Annotated in this window: 16 protein-coding genes; 1 reads left to right on the forward strand and 15 read right to left on the reverse strand. The window is 61.3% G+C overall.

Translation table 11 applies throughout. The features are described from left to right. The 10 genes from AU074_RS34950 to AU074_RS22490 form a co-directional block, all read right to left on the reverse strand. On the reverse strand, window positions 1-176 hold a 176-nt coding region (locus AU074_RS34950; protein WP_143503556.1), incomplete at its 3' end, for a transposase. 837 nt (window positions 177-1013) lie between these two features. After that, on the reverse strand, window positions 1014-1778 hold the full coding sequence (locus AU074_RS22450; RefSeq protein WP_063032874.1) for an ABC transporter ATP-binding protein: 765 nt from the start codon (window positions 1776-1778) through the stop codon (window positions 1014-1016). 13 nt (window positions 1779-1791) lie between these two features. Beyond that, on the reverse strand, window positions 1792-2910 hold the full coding sequence (locus tag AU074_RS22455; RefSeq protein ID WP_076016566.1) for a succinylglutamate desuccinylase/aspartoacylase family protein: 1119 nt from the start codon (window positions 2908-2910) through the stop codon (window positions 1792-1794). A 9-nt stretch (window positions 2911-2919) separates the two neighbouring features. Beyond that, a complete protein-coding gene (locus AU074_RS22460; protein WP_076016567.1) occupies window positions 2920-3630 on the reverse strand; it encodes an ABC transporter permease in 711 nt (236 codons plus the stop codon). After that, the gene (locus AU074_RS22465; RefSeq protein ID WP_076016568.1) at window positions 3627-4355 is read right to left on the reverse strand and encodes an ABC transporter permease; all 729 of its coding nucleotides are present in this window, start codon (window positions 4353-4355) and stop codon (window positions 3627-3629) included. Before AU074_RS22465 ends, AU074_RS22460 begins: the two co-directional genes overlap by 4 nt. A gap of 57 nt (window positions 4356-4412) precedes the next feature. Next, the gene (locus AU074_RS22470; RefSeq protein ID WP_076016569.1) at window positions 4413-5192 is read right to left on the reverse strand and encodes a transporter substrate-binding domain-containing protein; all 780 of its coding nucleotides are present in this window, start codon (window positions 5190-5192) and stop codon (window positions 4413-4415) included. Window positions 5193-5616: 424 nt separating this feature from the next. Continuing rightward, the gene (locus AU074_RS22475; RefSeq protein ID WP_076016570.1) at window positions 5617-7251 is read right to left on the reverse strand and encodes an ATP-dependent DNA ligase; all 1635 of its coding nucleotides are present in this window, start codon (window positions 7249-7251) and stop codon (window positions 5617-5619) included. Continuing rightward, entirely contained in the window at window positions 7248-8252 is a 1005-nt protein-coding gene (locus AU074_RS22480) for a ligase-associated DNA damage response exonuclease (protein WP_076016571.1), read from the reverse strand. Before AU074_RS22480 ends, AU074_RS22475 begins: the two co-directional genes overlap by 4 nt. A gap of 199 nt (window positions 8253-8451) precedes the next feature. Continuing rightward, on the reverse strand, window positions 8452-10893 hold the full coding sequence (locus AU074_RS22485) for a penicillin acylase family protein (RefSeq protein ID WP_076016572.1): 2442 nt from the start codon (window positions 10891-10893) through the stop codon (window positions 8452-8454). 234 nt (window positions 10894-11127) lie between these two features. Beyond that, window positions 11128-11772 carry a glutathione binding-like protein gene (locus AU074_RS22490; protein ID WP_076016573.1) on the reverse strand — a complete coding sequence of 215 codons (645 nt, stop codon included), beginning with the start codon at window positions 11770-11772 and terminating at the stop codon, window positions 11128-11130. Between the two features lie 96 nt (window positions 11773-11868). Between AU074_RS22490 and AU074_RS22495 the strand changes: the two genes are divergently transcribed. Next, complete coding sequence (locus AU074_RS22495) at window positions 11869-12420, forward strand: cysteine hydrolase family protein (RefSeq protein WP_076016574.1); 552 nt, start codon at window positions 11869-11871, stop codon at window positions 12418-12420. 156 nt (window positions 12421-12576) lie between these two features. On the opposite strand, the gene AU074_RS22500 is transcribed toward AU074_RS22495, so the two are convergent. The 5 genes from AU074_RS22500 to AU074_RS22520 form a co-directional block, all read right to left on the reverse strand. Continuing rightward, the gene (locus AU074_RS22500; RefSeq protein ID WP_076016575.1) at window positions 12577-13365 is read right to left on the reverse strand and encodes an ABC transporter ATP-binding protein; all 789 of its coding nucleotides are present in this window, start codon (window positions 13363-13365) and stop codon (window positions 12577-12579) included. Then, complete coding sequence (locus AU074_RS22505; RefSeq protein ID WP_076016576.1) at window positions 13362-14420, reverse strand: iron ABC transporter permease; 1059 nt, start codon at window positions 14418-14420, stop codon at window positions 13362-13364. The genes AU074_RS22500 and AU074_RS22505 overlap by 4 nt, the downstream gene beginning before the upstream one ends. A gap of 164 nt (window positions 14421-14584) precedes the next feature. Beyond that, on the reverse strand, window positions 14585-15700 hold the full coding sequence (locus AU074_RS22510; RefSeq protein ID WP_076016577.1) for an ABC transporter substrate-binding protein: 1116 nt from the start codon (window positions 15698-15700) through the stop codon (window positions 14585-14587). Window positions 15701-15728: 28 nt separating this feature from the next. Continuing rightward, a complete protein-coding gene (locus AU074_RS22515; protein ID WP_076016578.1) occupies window positions 15729-16409 on the reverse strand; it encodes a Fe2+-dependent dioxygenase in 681 nt (226 codons plus the stop codon). Between the two features lie 3 nt (window positions 16410-16412). Beyond that, on the reverse strand, window positions 16413-18794 hold the full coding sequence (locus AU074_RS22520; RefSeq protein WP_076016579.1) for a TonB-dependent siderophore receptor: 2382 nt from the start codon (window positions 18792-18794) through the stop codon (window positions 16413-16415). Window positions 18795-18796: the final 2 nt, after the last annotated feature.

Consider the following 18796-nt stretch of genomic DNA (forward strand, 5'->3'; position numbering starts at 1 on the left):
GTCTTGTTATTGCCTGGAACGACCAAACCTTTATCTCTAGCCATTTGTCTCCAATCTCGCAGTGACTGTGGGGTGACGCCGATTGCAACGGCGAGTTCTGCCACCGCTCGATTAAGGGGCGGCATCATTTGCAGAACCGCCCAATCCTTGAAGTCATTGTCATAACGTTTCGGCATTGCCAAACACCTTCGCCCCCTTGAATGATTGAGTCAAACATCAGAGGTGACAGATAGGCTGACACGGGGGGAACGCCCCAAAAGTAACCAAAAGGTCTTTGCCCCACCACTCGGTGCCTCGCCCAGGCTCGGCATGCCCGCACTCCGGCCCGATTCCGCGGGCCGCCGCGACGGGCCATCCATGGCCCGGCGCGGCTAAATCGGCTTCCCTGCCGATTTACCCGCTCCACCGTGCCTGCTTGCGGCCATCGTGGTTGACGGGGCCCGCAGGTCAAGATCAAAAGCAGATCAAAAGCAGAGCACAGCGGCCTACCGGCCGGCTTGAGTGTTAAAAGCAAAAGCAGAGCTGCTTTTCTGTAGGAGCGAGCTTGCTCGCGAAAAACCTGAGACCGCCGCGTTCATCCAGAATGCCAGCGTCATCGTTAACGACCTTCGCGAGCAAGCCCGCTCCCACATTTGGACCGTGCCCGCTTTAGCTTTTGATTCTGCTGTTGCTGTTGCTTCACCACACTCAAGCCGGCCGGTAGGCCGCTGTGCTGTTGATCTGCTTTTGATCTTGATCTTAGGCGCCCCGTTAAACCACGCTGGCCGAACGCAGGCTTTGGAGCGTGGGTAACCCGGCAGGACGCCGGGTTAGCCGCGCTGGGCCAAGGATGGCCCATCGCGGCGGCCCACGCTCCAAAGCCGGAGTGAGGGCACACCGAGCCTAAGCGAGGTGCCGAGTGGTGGGGCAAGAGCGTTTTGCTTACTTTTGCGCTGTTCAAAAGTGAGCCGCTGTAAGAGCGGAACCATAGGCGGCCGTTACCTAAATAACGGATATGCCCCCACCCCTACCGGCTACTTCAAATTCCCACTCAAAAACTGCTGCAACCGTTCGCTCTTCGGATTACCCAGCACATCCTCCGGCGCACCCTGTTCCTCCACCAACCCCTTGTGCAAAAACAGCACCTGGCTCGACACCTTGCGGGCAAAGCTCATCTCATGGGTCACCATGATCATCGTCCGGCCTTCCTCGGCCAACCCCTGGATCACCTTCAACACCTCACCCACCAACTCCGGATCCAGCGCCGAAGTCGGCTCGTCAAACAGCATCACCTCCGGCTCCATCGCCAACGCCCGGGCAATCGCCACCCGCTGTTGCTGGCCCCCCGACAAAAACGCCGGATACTGATCCGCCACCCGCGCCGGCAACCCAACCTTGTCCAGATACCGACGAGCACGGTCCTCGGCGTCCTTCTTGCTGCAGCCCAAGACCCGGCGCGGCGCCATGGTGATGTTCTCCAGCACACTCATATGGCTCCACAAGTTGAAATGCTGAAACACCATCGCCAACCGCGTACGCAGGCGCTGCAACTCCGCATCATCCGCCACGCGCATCCCATGGCGGTCACTGACCATACGAATCTGCTGACCATCCAGCGTCATCGCGCCATCATTCGGCTGTTCAAGAAAGTTGATGCAACGCAAAAAGGTGCTTTTGCCCGAGCCGCTGGCGCCGATCAAACTGATCACATCACCGGTCTTGGCCTTGAGCGAGACACCTTTGAGCACCTCATTGTCGCCATAGCTTTTATGCAGGCCTTCAACGGTCAATTTGTACATGGGGCGTGCATCCTCAAGGCGAAAGTAGGTAGCCGCTGCGATAGGCTTCAGTGCCCGCGACATGGGCGATGACCATCCCGGCAGTGGCCATGCGCCGCAGCGAACGGGCGTAAAGCAGGCCGGCATTGCGGCAATGCACCGGCGTTACGCGGTCAGAAATAGGGTCGATGATTTCGGCGATCAGTTGCCCGGCTTCCACGTATTCCCCAGGCAGGGCGCTGAACACCAGCAAACCGCCCACCGGTGTGGCCACCGGCTCGACGCCCGCCAGCGGTGTGGCGGGGTAGGGCAGCGCCGGCAACGCTGCAGGCTCGCCGCTGATCGCGCCGAAGTGAATCAGGTAATCGATGATCGCCTGGCAGTCGAGGCTGGCCAGTCCGTGGTTGACGTCGCCCTGGCCGCGCAACTCGACGGTGACGGAAAAGCTGCCCATCGGGATCGGGAAGCGCTCGCCAAAGCGTTGCTGCAATTGCCACCACACCAGCGTGAAACACTCATCGAACGACTGCCCACCGGAGTCGGTAGCCAACAGGCTGGCTTCGGAGCCGATATAGCGCGCCAACGGCTCCACCCGGGGCCACGCTTCGGGAGTGGTGTACAGGTGCGCCACGGCTTCGAAGTCGCAGTGCAAGTCCAGCACCATGTCGGCATCGCAGGCCAGGCGTTGCAGCACCAGGCGCTGGGATTCCAGTTGCGTGACGGGTGTTTGCGCTGCCAGGGCCATGGTAAGTGCGTCGCGAATCAGTTCGACGTTGTGCTGTGGATCATCCCCCAGCAGTTCTTCAACCTGATTGCCGACGTCGTCGCTCAGGTCGACAAACAGGCGATTGAAGTTCTGCCCGCTTTCCAGCTCGTAGCGGCCCAGGGGGATGTCCATCAAAACCTGTTCCAGGCCGGTCGGGTTGGCGATGGGCACCAGCACGATCTCGCTGCGCAGGCGGTCGGCCGCTGCCAGCTCCGCCAGGCGCACTTTCAAGTGCCAGGCCACCAGCATGCCCGGCAACTCGTCAGCGTGCAGCGACGACTGGATGTAGACCTTGCCTTCAGCCTGCTCCGGCCCGAAGTGGAAGCTGTGGATCTGCCGCGCCGTGCCCGGCACCGGTGCCACGAGTGGATGAATCTGATGACGCATGAAGGCTCCTTAGTGGCTGGGGCCGAGAAAGGCCAGCCAGCGACGCTCCGCCAGACGAAACAGACCGACCAGAGCAAAGGTCACGGTCAGGTAGATCAGCGCAGCGATACCGAATGATTGAAAGGTCATGTAGGTGGCCGAGTTGGCGTCCCGGGCGACTTTCAGGATATCCGGGATCGTCGCGGTGAAGGCCACCGTCGTCGAGTGCAGCATCAGGATCACTTCATTACTGTAGTACGGCAGCGAGCGGCGCAGGGCCGACGGCATGATCACGTAGGCATACAGTTTCCAGCCGCTCAGGCCGTAGGCTTTTGCCGCTTCGACTTCGCCGTGGGCCATGCTGCGGATCGCCCCGGCAAAAATCTCCGTGGTGTAGGCGCAGGTATTGAGGGCGAAGGCGAGGAGGGTGCAGTTCATCGCATCGCGAAAGAACGCATCCAGTACCGGCTGCGCGCGAACCGCCGCGATGCTGTAGATCCCGGTGTAGCAAATCAGCAGCTGGATATACAGCGGTGTGCCGCGAAACAGGTAGGTGTAGAACTGCACGGGCCAGCGTACCCAGCGATTGCGCGACACCCGGGCGATGGACAGCGGGATCGACACCAGGAAGCCGATGAAGATCGAGGCGCTGAGCAGCCACATGGTCATGGCCAGGCCGGTGATGTGCTGGCCGTCGCTATAAAGGAAGGGGCGCCAGTATTGTTGGATAAGTTCGATCATCGCACTGCCTCCCGGGAGCCTGCGGAGTAGCGCCGTTCCAGGTAGCGCAGGACGAAGTTGGACGCGCTGGTGATCAACAGGTAGATAAACGCGGCGATCACCAGGAAATAGAACAGCTGATAGGTGCTCTTGCCGGCATCCTGTGCGGCCTTGACCAGGTCGGCCAAACCGATGATCGACACCAGGGCCGTGGCCTTGAGCATCACGCACCAGTTGTTGTTAATGCCCGGCAGGGCGAAGCGCATCATCTGCGGGAAGGTCACGAAGCGAAACCGCTGGCCACGCGTGAGTCCGTAGGCCGTGGCGGCTTCCAGTTGGCCACGGGGCACGGCGAGGATCGCACCGCGGAAGGTCTCGGTGAAATACGCACCGTAGATAAAGCCCAGGGTGATCACCCCGGCGCTGAATGGGTCGATCTCGATGTAGTCCCATTCCATAAAGTCGGTAAAGCCGGTCAGCCACATTTGCAGGCTGTAGAAAATCAGCAGCATCAGCACCAGGTCGGGCACGCCGCGAATCAAGGTGGTGTAGATCTGTGCGGGAATCCGCACGAACGCCAGGCTGGACAGTTTGGCAGTGGCGCCGAGCAAGCCCAGCAACACGCTGACGGCCAGGGAAAACACCGACAACTTGACGGTCATCCAGGTGCCTTGCAGCAACAGCGGGCCGAAACCCTTCAAGCTAAAGGCACTGAGCCCCAGGGTTTGCAAAAGATCTTCGAACATAAATCAGGACCTATGGCGATAAAAAAGCGCCCCTCCAGAGGAAGGGCGCCCCAGGCATTATTTGCCGCTGTACAGGTTCAGATCGCCAAAGTGTTTCTTCTGGATGGTGGCGTAGGTGCCATCATCGTGTAACGCTTTGATACCTTTATCCAACAAGGCCTTGAGGTCTTTGTTACCTTTTTTGATACCGACCGCAGTTTTGGACGGCAGCAGTGGATCGTCGATGGCCTTGCTGACTTCATAACCAGCGCCGGCTGGCGACTTCAAAAAGCCCAGTTCGGCTTGCAGCATGTCCTGTACGGAAGCGTCCAGGCGGCCGGAAGTCAGGTCGGCGTACACCTGGTCCTGGTTGGCGTAGGCCTTGGTGGTTACACCGGCCTTGTCCAGTACGGCCTTGGCGTAGGCTTCCTGGATGGTGCCTTGCTCGTAGCCAACGCTTTTGCCCTTGAGGGACTCAGGCGTGGAGAAGTTCGCGCCCTTTTTGAACACCAGGGAAGTCGGGCCGGAGAACAGCTCGTTGGAGAAGTCGATTGCCTTTTCACGGGCTGTGGTGACCGTCATCGACGAAATCACGCCATCAAACTTGTTGGCATTGAGGCCTGGAATCATGCCGTCGAAATCACTTTCGACCCACTTGCACTTGACCTTCAGCTCGGCACAGATGGCATTGCCCAAGTCGATATCGAAGCCCACCAGGCTGCCATCAGCGGCTTTTGACTCAAACGGCGCGTAGGACGGATCGACACCAAAACGCAATTCCTTGTATTCCTTGGCCAGCGCGGAACCGGCGGCCATGCACAGAGCCAGTGCAGAAAGGGTCAGCAATGCTTTTTTCATTATGTAATCCCTGGAAACCAAGATAAGCGCTTGTGGCGCGGTTAGGACTGTTACTGAACGGTGTCAGACCTGACTCAAGTAGCAATTTCTGCACCATAGTTCCGAATGGTCGTTTTAAAAGGTGAGATTAAGGAGTTGTGTCGGTAGGAAATGCCCGAAAATGGGCATTGATAATTCCGCGCACTATTTTGAAGCGCATAAGGATTTTAAATCTGGGAGCAACTGTCTTGATGTGCTCGTTCCAACGCTCTGCGTGGGAATGCCGCCCCGGACGCTCTGCGTCCAACGGGCAACGCACGGTTCAAGTCTTGCGCAGTGGTGACGCGGAGCGTCACGGGATGCATTCCCACGTAGAACGTGGGAACGATCGCTCAAGCGGGCTTGCCCGCTCCCACATTGATCGGTGGTGTTCGTGAGAGGCGTGTCAGGTCAGTAAATCCTGCAAGGTCGCCAGGTTGTCGGCGTCCTCTACCGACTTGTCCTGGCGCCAGCGCAACATCCTCGGGAAACGCACGGCAATTCCGCTCTTGTGCCGCTTGGACAGGGCGATGCCCTCAAAGCCCAACTCAAACACCAGGCTGGGCGTCACGCTGCTCACCGGGCCGAATTTCTCCACGGTGGTCTTGCGGATGATTCCGTCGACCTTGCGCATTTCTTCATCGGTCAGCCCCGAATACGCCTTGGCGAATGGCACCAGCGTGCGTTCGCTGCCGGGCGGTCCGTCCCATACGGCGAAGGTGTAGTCGCTGTACAGGCTGGCGCGCCGGCCATGGCCGCGCTGGGCATAGATCAGCACGGCGTCGATACTGAACGGGTCGACTTTCCACTTCCACCACACGCCCATGTCCTTGGTGCGGCCCACGCCGTAGAGGCCATCCCGGGCCTTGAGCATCATGCCTTCCACGCCCAGGCTGCGGGAGGCTTCACGTTGTTCCGCCAAGGCCTGCCAGCTGTCGCCGGTCAGCAAAGGCGACGCCCGCAACGTGGGCTGGTCGCAGTCGCTGATCACCTGTTCCAGTTGTGCCCGACGCTCGGCCTGGGTGTGGTTGCGCCAGTCGTCGCCCTGGTGTTCCAGCAGGTCATAGGCCAGTACCGCGACGGGGGCGTCTTCGAGGATTTTCTTGCTCAGGGTTTTGCGGCCGATGCGCTGTTGCAGCAGGGCGAATGGTTGCACCGAGCCCTTCCATACCATGATTTCGCCGTCGATCACCGTGCCATCCGGCAGGCTGTTTTCCAGCTCATGAAGTTCCGGAAAGCGGTCGGTGACCAGTTCTTCGCCCCGGGACCAGATCCACAAGCGGCCTTCGCGCTTGACCAGCTGTGCGCGGATGCCGTCCCACTTCCATTCCACTTGCCAGTCAGCGGGGGCGCCGAGCAAGGCATCAAATTGCTCCACCGGTTGCGCCAGGCCATGGGCGAGAAAAAACGGATAAGGCTGCCCGCCGCGTTGCGCATGCTCGTCGGACGATTCGGCGGCAATCAGTTTCAAATAGCCTTCGGCGGTCGGACGGTTGGACAGGTCGGTGTAGCCCACCAGGCGCTGAGCCACGCGTTTACTGTCGAGCCCGGCCATGGCGGCCAGGGCGCGGGTGACGAGCAACTTCGATACGCCAACCCGGAAGCTGCCGGTGATCAGCTTGATGCACAGCATCAGGCTCGGTTGATCCAATTGTGCCCACAACGCAGGCAGGCGTTCGGCCAACTCTTCTGGCGGCAGGCCGCGCAAGGGCAGAAGCTTTTCTTCGAGCCACACAGCCAAACCGTCGTTGGAGGTGTGGGGCGATTCCGGTAACAGCAGGGAAATGGTTTCCGCCAGGTCGCCTACCGACTGATAACTCTCTTCGAACAACCACGGTTCAATACCGGCGGCTTCGGTGGCCATGTCCCGCAGCAACCGCGTGGGCACCAGTTGCCGCGGGCGGCCACCGGATAAAAAGTACACCGCCCATGCGGCATCTTCCGCTGGCGCTTGTAGGAAGTAAGCCTGCAAGGCCGCGAGTTTGGCATTGCTGGAAGTGGTTGCGTCGAGGTTGGCGTACAGCTCGGCGAAGGCTTTCATGACCCGGCTTCCTCTTCGTCATCGCCGTATTCGGTGGTGAACCCTTGCGCGTCGAGGCCCTTTTCCCGCAGGTGTCGGACCAATACGCCCACAGAACCGTGGGTGACCATCACGCGCTCAGCGCCGGTTTGCTCGATGGCCCACAACAGCCCGGGCCAATCGGCGTGGTCCGAGAGCACAAAGCCGCGATCCACTCCGCGCCGCCGCCGGGTACCGCGCAGGCGCATCCAGCCGCTGGCGAAAGCGTCGCTGTAGTCGCCGAAACGGCGTATCCAGGTGCTGCCGCCGGCCGAGGGCGGGGCGATGATCAGGGCCTGGCGCAACAAAGGGTCGGTCTTTTTGAAGTCACCGGCGTAGAGGGTTTCGGGGATATAGATGCCCGCTTCGCGGTACACCCGGTTCAGGGGTTCGACCGCGCCATGGCTGAGGATCGGGCCGATGCTGGCGTCGATGCCGTGGAGAATCCGCTGAGCCTTGCCGAAGGAATAACAGAACAGCACGCTGGCCTTGCCGGCCGCGATATTCGCCTGCCACCAGTCGTTGATCCCGGCAAAAATCTGCGCCTGGGGCTGCCAGCGGTAGATCGGCAGGCCGAAGGTCGATTCGGTGATAAAGGTATGGCAGCGCACCGGTTCAAACGGCGCGCAGGTGCCGTCGGGCTCGACTTTATAGTCGCCGGAGGCGACCCAGACTTCACCCTGGTATTCCAGGCGCACTTGGGCAGAGCCGAGCACGTGGCCGGCGGGATGGAAGCTCAAAGTAACGCCGTGATGGCGCAGGGTTTCGCCGTAGGCCAGGGTTTGCAGGTTGATGTCTTGGCCCAGACGCGAGCGCAGGATGCCTTCGCCGGGGGCGGCGGCCAGGTAGTGTTGATTGCCGGTGCGGGCGTGGTCGCCGTGGGCATGGGTAATGACCGAGCGTTCAACCGGGCGCCAGGGGTCGATGTAGAAATCCCCAGCGGGGCAGTAGAGGCCTTCGGGCCGGGCGATAACAAGGTCCATGGGCGTGCCGTGGAGGTGGGCTTGTTAGTTATGAGGCGGGGGCGGGTGGAGAAGTTCTATCGGAATGCATGCGATCAAATGTGGGAGCGGGCTTGCTCGCGAATGCGGTGTGTCAGTCAATATATCTGGTGACTGATCCACCGCATTCGCGAGCAAGCCCGCTCCCACATTTTGATCCAGTTGAGTCAGGGAAACCGGGTTACTTGCCCGGTACCAACGTCAACCGCGTCTTCCCATACACCCCGTCAAAGTTCTGCGGCTGCATCGGGAAGCTCAGGTATTGCGCCTTCAGCCACGGGTTGATGCCATTGGCATAGTTCGGGCTGGCCGGGTTGCCGGATTGGCCGATGCCGCTTTGGCCCATCATCGGTTCCACCTGGCCGAAGTCGACAATCATCCGCAGCGCCGGCACCTGGGTCGTGTCGAAACTCTGGCCCCAGCTATACGGTGCGCTGTTCAGCGTGTTGTGATCGCCGCCCGCTGCCAGTGGGCCGCGGATGTTCTGGCCGCTGGTGTTTTTCCAGGTGTAGCTGTGCAATTTGCCCCACTGCCAGGCCTTGTGATCGGCGCCCAGTGCGCTATCGCCTGCGGTGATTGCGACGGCCAGGCTGCGGGCCAGGATCACCGGTTTGTCGGTTTTCTGCCCGGTGCGCGCATCATTCCAGAACGGGCTGTCTTCGCGCCCCAGCAAGTGGTCGGCCACCGCCGAGTACGACAGGTTGGCGTTGCCGATAAAGGCTTTCCAGGTGGCGCTGTTTTCCGGACCGAGTTCGTCGAGGAAAATCTGCTTGGCGCTTTCCTGCAGGAACAGTTCATAGATCGCTGCGTCGGCAGAGGTGGAGACGAGACGGCCATCGAACGCCATAAGGCGGCCCAGGGCTTCCCGCGCCTTGGTCTGGTCTGCCGCCGGCAATCCATCGATCGCCTGTTTCAGCGGCTGGGCCATGCCCGGCGCCTGGAACATGCTCTTGAGCTTGGCGGCAAACGTGGTGGTCTGGTCGTACTGCATGGCGATCATGCTGCGGCTGTCATGCTTGCCACTGCCGGCCAGTTGCGCGATACGTTCGGCACGTTCCGGCGCGGCCCAGGAGTTGGATAACTGCATGCCGTAGCCGCGCGGAATGGTGCGCTGGTTGGCGGTGCCGATCCAGCCTTGGGCCGGGTCCTGATCATAAGGGTGCAGCATCGCGTCGGCGTAGCCATCCCAGTCGAAACGCCCGTCCCAGCCCGGCGACGGCACCAGGCCTTCGCCTTCACGGCGGTTCGGGAAGCGCCCGGTCACTTGCCAGCCGATGCTGCTGGCATCGGCGAATACCATGTTCAAGGCAATTGCGCGAATTTCCCGGGTGGCGTCAGACGCTTTACCGGCGGTTTGCGCGCGGGACAGGTCGAAGAACGCGTCCAGGCTCTTGTCGTCCTTGAAATCGGCGGTCTGCAAGGCCAGGCCGTAGCCGCTGCTCAGCGACTGGGCACTATTGAGCAGTGGCCCGTGGCGGGTTTCATACACGGCTTCACGAATCGGCCGCTGGCCCTTGGCGAAGTAGGTTTCGTTGCGCACGATGGCCGGCAGCCATTTGCCGTTGTTCTCGTAGTACAGCGCGTTGCCCTGGCGCTTGACCTTCTCCAGGAACACATCCTGGGTGTCGCCCGAGACCTGGCTCATGCTCCACGCCACCTTGCCGTTGAAGCCGGAAAGCAGGGTTGGCAAACCGGCGATGGACACACCGGCGGCCTGGTATTTCGGCGAGCGGATCTGCACGTAGTTCCACAGCGACGGCGCCTGCATTGAGGTCGACAGGTCATTGGCCAAAAGGCTTTTGTTGCTGCGGCTGCGCTGCGGGCCGATCGCCCAGTTGCTGGAGCTGGAAGTGCCCAAGGTGTTCAAGGTGCCGAGGTGTTCGCTGAGATTGGTCAACGCGGCGAGGCCCGGGATCTGGCTCAGGTTGATGCCCTTGAGCTTGTCGGACTCGGCCACCGGCAACGGTTCATCCGGGTAGCTTGGGGTCAGCCAGGCGAGTTTGTCGGCGCCGACTTTCTGCGCCAGCACCAACGAGGACAACTCTTCCTGCAAGTTGGTCGACTCGCTGAAATTCAGCAGGCAGAACAGCAGCGCCGAATCTTCCGGCTTCCAGTATTCAGGCTTGTAGCCGGTCTGGGCCAGGTCTGGCGGCAGCTTGTCGCGGTAGCGGAACAGGTAGGCGTTGACCCCGCGCGCATACACCTCAAAGAAGCGCTTGAGGCGCGGCGACGAGGCGTTATACAGCTCGCCGGCGCTCTTGCGCAGGTTGACCGCCCGCATGAATCGGTCGACATCCAGCACTTGCGGCCCGGACATTTCCGCCAGGCGGCCCTGGGCCAACAGGCGCAGGGTGACCATCTGGGTGATGCGGTCGCTGGCGTGCACATAGCCCAGGGTGAACAGCGCATCGTGGAAGGTGCTGCTTTCAATCAGCGGGATGCCCTGGCTGTTGCGGCGCACGGAAACGTTCTGCGCCAGGCCCTTGATGGGCTGCACGCCGGAAACCGGAGGCAGGGTGTCTTGGGTGCTTTGTAACTGGCAACCGGCCAGGCCCAAGGCACTGGCAATTGCCGCGGCAACGCCGAACCGGGGAAGAAAATGTGAGAGGGCTGGCGAGGCCATGGCAAAGCTCCTGCGGGGGGTAGCGTCAGTAAAGGCGCTACGTTAGTGAGCGCGGCGAAACGACGCAAGCGGGAGGCGATGCTTATTTCAGGATTTGCGTAAGGTTTTTAGTCGGGCACAAATCAGTGTGGGAGCGGGCTTGCTCGCGAATGCGGTGTATCAGCTAATAGAGTTGTGGCTGATCCACCGCATTCGCGAGCAAGCCCGCTCCCACATTTTTGATCCCGTTGACCTTCAGGATTTCGGCGGATTGACCTTCTGCACCAGCTCATAAGCACGCACCGTCGCCGGGCGTTGCTTGATGTGGTTGAACCAGCGTTCTACATGTGGGAAGTCTTCCAGCTTCTGGCTCTGCCACTTGTGGGAAACGATCCACGGGTAGATCGCCATGTCGGCAATGCTGTACTCATCGCCGGCCACGAACGTGCGGTCGGCCAGGCGCCGGTCCAGCACGCCATACAGACGGGCCGTCTCATCCACATAGCGTTTGATCGCGTAGGAAATCTTCTCCGGGGCGAACTGGCTGAAGTGGTGATTCTGCCCGGCCATCGGTCCCAGGCCGCCCATCTGCCAGAACAACCACTGCAAGGCTTCCTGACGACCGCGCAGGTCCTGGGGAATGAACTTGCCGGTTTTTTCCGCGAGGTACAGCAGGATTGCGCCGGATTCGAACAGGGAAATCGGCGCGCCGCCGTCGGTCGGGTTCTGATCGACGATGGCCGGGATGCGGTTATTGGGGGCGATTTTCAGGAAGTCAGGCTTGAACTGCTCGCCCTGACCAATATTGATCGGGTGCACCTCGTAAGGCAGACCGGCTTCTTCCAGGAACAACGACACTTTGTGACCGTTGGGGGTGGTCCAGTAATACAGGTCGATCATGAAGCTCTCCAAGGGTGGTGATGCTTGAGCGAATGCCTGTAGGTATAGGTGATGTTAGGGTGACGAAAATTCAATGAAACATTTGGGTCTATCGATATGGAAATTCGTGCGGGCGCAGCGTTGGTTTTGATTGATCAGCAAAAAGGCATTCATCATCCCAAGCTGGGGCGGCGCAACAATCCGCACGCCGAGGAGCGTATGCAGGCGTTGCTGGGGTATTGGCGGCGCGAAGATTGGCCGGTGATTCATGTGCAGCATTTGTCCCATTCGCCGGAGTCGGTGTTCTGGCCGGAGCAGGCGGGGGTGGAATTTCAGGAGGCGTTTGTGCCCCAGGCGGACGAGCAACTGATCCAGAAGCGGGTGCCGGATGCGTTTTGTGGGACGGGGCTGGAAGCGAGTTTGCGTGACGCCGGGATTCGGCAAGTGGTGCTGGTGGGCGTGGCCACCCATAACTCGGTGGAGGCCACGGCCCGCAGTGCCGGCAACCTGGGGTTTGAGACGTGGGTTATCGAAGATGCCTGCTACACCTTCGACAAGGCGGACTTCTTTGGACAGATGCATTCGGCGGAGGCGGTGCATGCCATGTCGTTGGGCAACCTCCACGGCGAGTACGCCACCGTCATTTCTTCCAGACAACTGCTGGAGTGATCTTTGTGGCGAGGGAGCTTGCTCCCGCTGGACCGGGCTGGCGCTCCAGTGCGAAGCGCTCCCAAATGCCTCACCCAGGTCCGCCTGAAGACCGCGTGCTCAGGTTTTGGGGCTGCTGCGCAGCCCAACGGGAGCAAGCTCCCTCGCCACATAAGGCTAAGCCACTGCTCCATCTACTAACACCTGCAACGTCTGCTGCGAACACCGCTCGATGCGGACCTGCACGCCATAGACTTCGGCAAACAGCGCCGCATCCAGCACTTCGTCCGCTGGGCCACAGGCATGTAACCGGCCTTGTCGCAGCACCGCGATATGGTCGGCATAACGCGCGGCGAGGTTGATGTCGTGCAGCACCACCACGGCGATCAGGTTGTGTTCACGGACCAGGCCGCGCACGCAGTCCATGACTTTTAACTGGTAGTTCAAATCCAGCGCACTGGTGGGCTCATCCAGCAGCATCACCTGTGGTCGGCGCGCTATCAGTTGCGCGAGGCTGACCAGTTGCCGCTGACCGCCGGATAACGTGCTCAATAGCTGATCCGCCAGATGAGCGATACCAATCCGCTGCAACGCATCAAAGGCCTCGCGCATGCATGTGTCGCTTGAAAGCGGGATGCCATCGACATTCGCCACTCGCAACGCCGCGATTACGCTTTCCATCACGCTCAGGCTCAACCCCGGTGGCAGGTTTTGCGGCATGTAGGTCACGCGTCGGGCACGCTCGCCGACGGACATTTTCGTCAGGTCCAGGTCACCCAATCTGACAACGCCCTGCATCTTTTCCAGCCCGGCCACCGCTCGCAGCAACGTTGACTTGCCCGCACCGTTCGGTCCGATCAACGCGGTCAAACTGCCGTAGGCCAGGGGCGGCAAACTCAGGTCATGCACAATCTGGCGCCGGCCATAACTGACGTGGGCGTTCTGAATCGACAATCCCGTACTCATAACTGCCTCCCGCGCTTGAACACCAGCAACACGAAAATCGGCACGCCCACCAGTGCGGTGACGATGCCCACCGGCACGATCACGCCGGGCATGATCAGCTTGCTGGCGATGGACGACAGTGACAGCAGCAAAGCACCGACAAGCGCGCTGGCCGGCAGCAGGAAGCGTTGGTCTTCACCCACCAGGATCCGCGCGATATGCGGACCTACCAGCCCGATAAATCCGATGGTTCCCACAAACGCCACGGCGGTGGCCGACAGCAGGCTGATGCGCAGCAACGAGAAAAACCGCAGGCGTTTCACGTCCACACCAAAGCTCTGCGCGCGGTCTTCCCCCATGCGCAGCAAGGTCAGGCGCGGGGCAGCAGCGAAGGAGAAGGGCATGACCACCGCGACCACCAACGCGAGGATGCCGAGCTTGTCCCAGTTGGCCCGGGTCACGCTGCCCAGGGTCCAGAACACCAGTTGTTGCAGCACGTCCTCGGTGGCGACCAGTTGCAACAGCGCGACCACCGCGTTGCAACTGAACACCAGGGCAATCCCGAACAGCACCAGGCTTTCCACCCCGGCACCGCGCAGGCGTGACATGGCTTGCAGCAAAAAGACCGAGGCGGCGGCAAACACAAACGCCGAGATGGAAATCGCCGTATTGGCCGACACCCACAGCGTTGTCACTGGAAACACAATCACCAGGGACGCGCCCAACGCCGCCGCCGAGGAAACCCCCAGGGTAAACGGACTGGCCAACGGGTTGTTGAGGATCGCCTGCATCTCGGCGCCCGCCAGCGAGAGTGCGCAACCGACCAATACCGCCATCAATGCGTAGGGCAGGCGCACGTTCCAGATAATCACCTGGTCGGTAGCGCTCAGGTGGGCCGGGTGCAACAAGCCATCGAGCAAGGCGCCAAGGCCCATGCCCGACGGGCCGCTGGCCAGGTCCACGAGGATCGCGCAAATCAGCGCGCCACCCAGCAGGGCCAGCAGCCAGAAGCGGCGGGCCAGCAGGCGGCGATAGCCTTGGCTGGCGGCGGCGAGGTCGAGGGTTTGAGTGGTCATTGGATTACACAATCTCGAAAACGATGGAGATCAAAATGTGGGAGCGGCGGTGCGACGATTCGACTTGCTCGCGAATGCGATGTATCAGTCGACATATTCGCTGACGGGTACACCGCATTCGCGAGCAAGCCCGCTCCCACACTTACCGTGTTCCTACAGGAGGATTACTTGGGCTTGCCATCAATCCAGTAGGCACCCTGCAACGGCATGCCGAGGAACTGCTGGTTCATCGCTTCCATGGTCGCCTTCGGGTCCAGCTTCGCGAACAACTCCGGATGCACCCACTTGGCCAGCGCTTCAATCGCCAGCAGGTTGTACGGCGAGTTGTAGAAGTCATGCCACAAGCCGTGGGAATTGCCCTCACGAATCGCCCGAAGGTTCACAAACTCCGGGCGGGCCAGCACGGCGTCAAACGCGCCGCGCGCGTCTTCGTCGCTCACGCCAGCACCCAGAATCAACCCCGGCTTGTGATTGCCGGTGGCCACATACACATCCGGGTCAGCCTTCAGCGCGTACTCGACACTGATGTCCCCCAGCGCACCCGGCACTACGTCGGCGGCGATGTTGCGGCCGCCCACCAGCTTGATCACTTTGCCCATGCCGCTCTTGCCGGTGGTGTGGCCGGGTGCCTGCCAGGCGCCGGCCAGCAATTCCAGGAACACGCTCGGACGCGGGCTGGCCGGCAAGGTGGCGACGGCGTCGGTGATCACCTTGATGTGCTGGTCATAAAAGTCGAGGAACGCCTTGGCCTGGGTTTCCCGTCCGAGAGCCTGGCCCAAGGCGGTCATGCTGGCGTAAGTGCCTTGCACCGGGTTGATACGGAAGTCGACGAACAACACCGGAATGCCCGCCTTGGCCAACACGTCCGCCACCGGGCTGTGTTCGGTCGGGCCGTGGCCGGAAATGCTGAACACGGCGAGGTCCGGTTTCAGCGAGAGGATTTCCTCGGCGCTGACGCTTTGTTCCGACGCCTGACCAATCAGCGGGATGTCCTTCACCGTCGGAAATTTCGCCACATAGGCGTTGTAGGTGTGGGCGTCCAGCAGCTTCAAATCATTCTGCCAGCCGACAATCCGCTGGAACGGTGCGTCCTTGTCCAGCAGAGCAAACGCCGAAATCAGCCGGCCTTCGCCGAGCACCACGCGCTGCACGTGGTCTGGCACCTCGACCTTGCGGCCCAGCACGTCGGTGACTTCATGGGCTGCGGCGGTTTCGGCGTGGCCAAGGATCAGCACGGCAAACAGCGCGCCCAGCTTGAGGAGGTTGCGGGGTTTCAGCATGGCGAGAACTCCAGGTGAAGGCGGCGCATCAGACATCGCTCCAGCGCCGCAAAAGGTTGTGATAGGCGCCGCTCAGTTGCAGCAGCGCGTGGTCGTCGGCGTGTTGCGCGGTGAGACGTTGAATCGCCACGTCCATGTCCAGCAGCAGCTGGCGCTGGCTGTCTTCGCGCACCAGGCTTTCGATCCAGAAGAAACTGGCGATGCGTTCGCCTCGAGTGACCGGGTTGATCTTGTGCAGGCTGCTGCCGGGATAAATCAGCAAGTGCCCGGCGGGCAGCTTCACCGCGTGTTCACCGAAGGTGTCGCGGATCACCAGTTCGCCGCCGTCGTAGCTGGCCGGGTCGGCCAGGAACAAGGTGGCGGAGATGTCGGTGCGCACCCGTTCGCGCACACCCTTGAGGCCGCGAATCGCATTGTCGATATGCCAGTCGAAGGCTTCGCCGCCGCTGTAGCGGTTGAACAGGGGCGGGTAGATTTTCTTCGGCAGGGCGGCGGACATGAACAGCGCGTTGTCCGACAGCCGCGACAGAATCTGCTCACCCAGGCGAATCGCGACCGGGGCGTCTTCCGCCAGTTGCCGGTTGTTTTTCGCCCTGGCCGACCGCTTCCCGGCGGTGACCTTGCCATCGACCCATGGTTGATCGAGCAAGGTGGCAACGGCCACCTCGACTTCTTCGGCACTCAACAGGGCCGGGATTTCAATCATCACGGCTTAAAACTCATAGTCGACGCTGGCGGTGAGCGTGCGCCCGGCGCCCGGGATGCCGTAGAGCTGGAAGCCATCCAGGGACGCGCCAATCTGGCTGTAATAGAACTTGTTGAACACGTTGTTGAGGTTGAGGTTGACCGTGGTCTGCTTGCTCACCTTGTATTGCGCGGCCACGTTGTTGAGCCAGTAGCCGGGGGCCTTTTCGTGGTCGCGGGTGTAGATCGCGTACACGCCGGACAGGCCGTTGGCGTAGCTGCTGTTATTGTTCAAACCGCCGACGTATTTGTTGTCGCTGTAGCGGCGGCGTCCTACGTATTGCGCGCCGTAGCTCAGGCTCAGGTCGTCGGTAACGGCGTAGGTGGTCCACAGGTTGGCGGTCAGGTCGGGAACGTTCTTGGCTTCCTCACCTTTGTTGGCGCCTTTGGTCTGGGTGCTTTTGAGCGCCGAGAACCCGCTGTACACCGTCCAGCGCGGGTTGATATTGCCTTGCAGGCCCAGCTCCACACCGTCTACGCGCTTAGCGGGGAGGGCGCGTACCGGGGCGGTTTCGCCGTCCTGGTACTCCCAGGAGTTGTCCAGTTCGGTGCGGAAGATCGCGGCGGTGACGTTCAGCAGGTCGTGGGCAATGTCCCACTTGGTGCCGATTTCGTAGGTTTTCGACTTGGCCGGGGTGTAGTTGCTGGTGTTGGCTGCGCCGTAGATCTGGTTGTTGGTCGAGGCGCCCAAGGCCGACGGTTGTGCCGCTTCACTGTAGGAAGCGTAGATGCTGCCGTTGGGCAACGGCTTGTACACCGCGCCGACGCGTCCGCTCACTGCGCCGTCGGTACTGCTGATGGTGGCTTGGCCGCGCTGGCTGGTTTCGGCTTGCCAATGGTCATAGCGTAGCGAACCGAGGACTTGCCACTGTTCGTTCAGGGTGAGGGTGTCACCGAGGTAAATACCGGCGTTGTCGATGACCGAGCGCGGGTCGCCCACGCCCTTGACGGTGGTGGTGCTGGCGAAGCTGTGGTTGGGGTCATTCATGTCGAAGAACAGATCGCCCGCCGGCACTTCGGCGTTGCGTTTCAGGCCGCCGTAGGTCTCGTGATAGAACTCAAGCCCACTGACAACAGCGTGCTCCAGGCCGCCGGTATTGAGCTTGAAGCTGAAGTCGGTCTGGTTGTCGAGGATGGTGTAGCGCTTGGACAAACCGAAGTCGCTGCCCCGCAGAATGCCGAAGGCGGTGTTGCCGCTGTTGGCGTATCCCGGGTAGGCATTTACTGTGCTGCCGGGCACCTGGCTGATCGGTCCTGCGCCGGTGTAGCCCAAGGTCGCACAGCGCGTGCCGGTGCAGGTTTTCTGGCCATTGGCGTTGGCAGCAAAGAAACGTGCGGGCGAGAGCACGGCGAAGTTGTCGGTGCGCTCCCACTTGGTCTGGTTTTTCAGGGTCGCTTCGTTCCAGTCGAAGTCATGTTCGAAGCGCGCGGTCAGCGAGGTGGTTTTGGTCTGCTGGGTGTACAGGTGTGAGTCGCCGTACCAGTTAGAGCGCTTGACTCCCGGCATGCGGTCGCCGTCGGTGCCGCGCTGGATCGGCACGCCGCCGTCCGGGGTGTTGTCGTCCTTTTGATAGAAGGTGTCGATGAACAGGCGCGTGTCGGTGCCCAGGCCGAAGCCGAGGGAGGTGGCGAGGCCCCAGCGGTCGTAGTCCACGTCGTCACGCTCGGCCACCTGGTTGTAGTGTTTCATCAGGTTGATGCGCAGGGCGGTGGTGTCGTTGAGTTGTTTGTTGAAGTCGCCGGTGAGGCGGCGGTAGCTGTCGGTGCCGATGCCGGCCGAGAGCTTGTTGGCGTCCCCAAGGTGCGCTTCTTTGCTCACCAGGTTGACGCTGCCGCCTACAGCGGAAACGCCGGATTCGATCGAACCGGTGCCCTTGAATACTTCCGCCTGTTGTAGGTTGAAGGTGTCGGTACGGGTGGATTGGCCGGCATCGCGCACGCCGTCGACGGTCAGGCTTTGCTCAGAGGAAAACCCGCGAATCGAAAACAGGTCGCCCCAGCCCAGGTTGCCTTCGCCGGACATGAACGTGATGCCCGGCACGTTGCGCAACACTTCCTGCAAGGTTTGTGCGTTCTGCTCCTTGAGCACTTGCTGGGGGACGATGGTCACGCTTTGCGGCGCGTCCAGCAGCGGCTGGCTGATTTTTGCCGAGGTCACCCGGTCGACCTTGAAGGCTGAGGTGGCTTCGCCATCGATCTTGATTTCCGGCAGGCTCAGCACCGAATCATTGGACGCCGCTACCGGCGCATCGGCCCAGGCGGTGGGAGAAACGCTGCCGGCGGCAAGCAGGCCGAACATCGGCGCAAGGGTAGATTGCAGCGACAGGGCGCGAGGGGTAGGCAATGGCATTC

This window comes from Pseudomonas sp. ATCC PTA-122608 (assembly GCF_001952855.1).
GTDB lineage: Bacteria > Pseudomonadota > Gammaproteobacteria > Pseudomonadales > Pseudomonadaceae > Aquipseudomonas.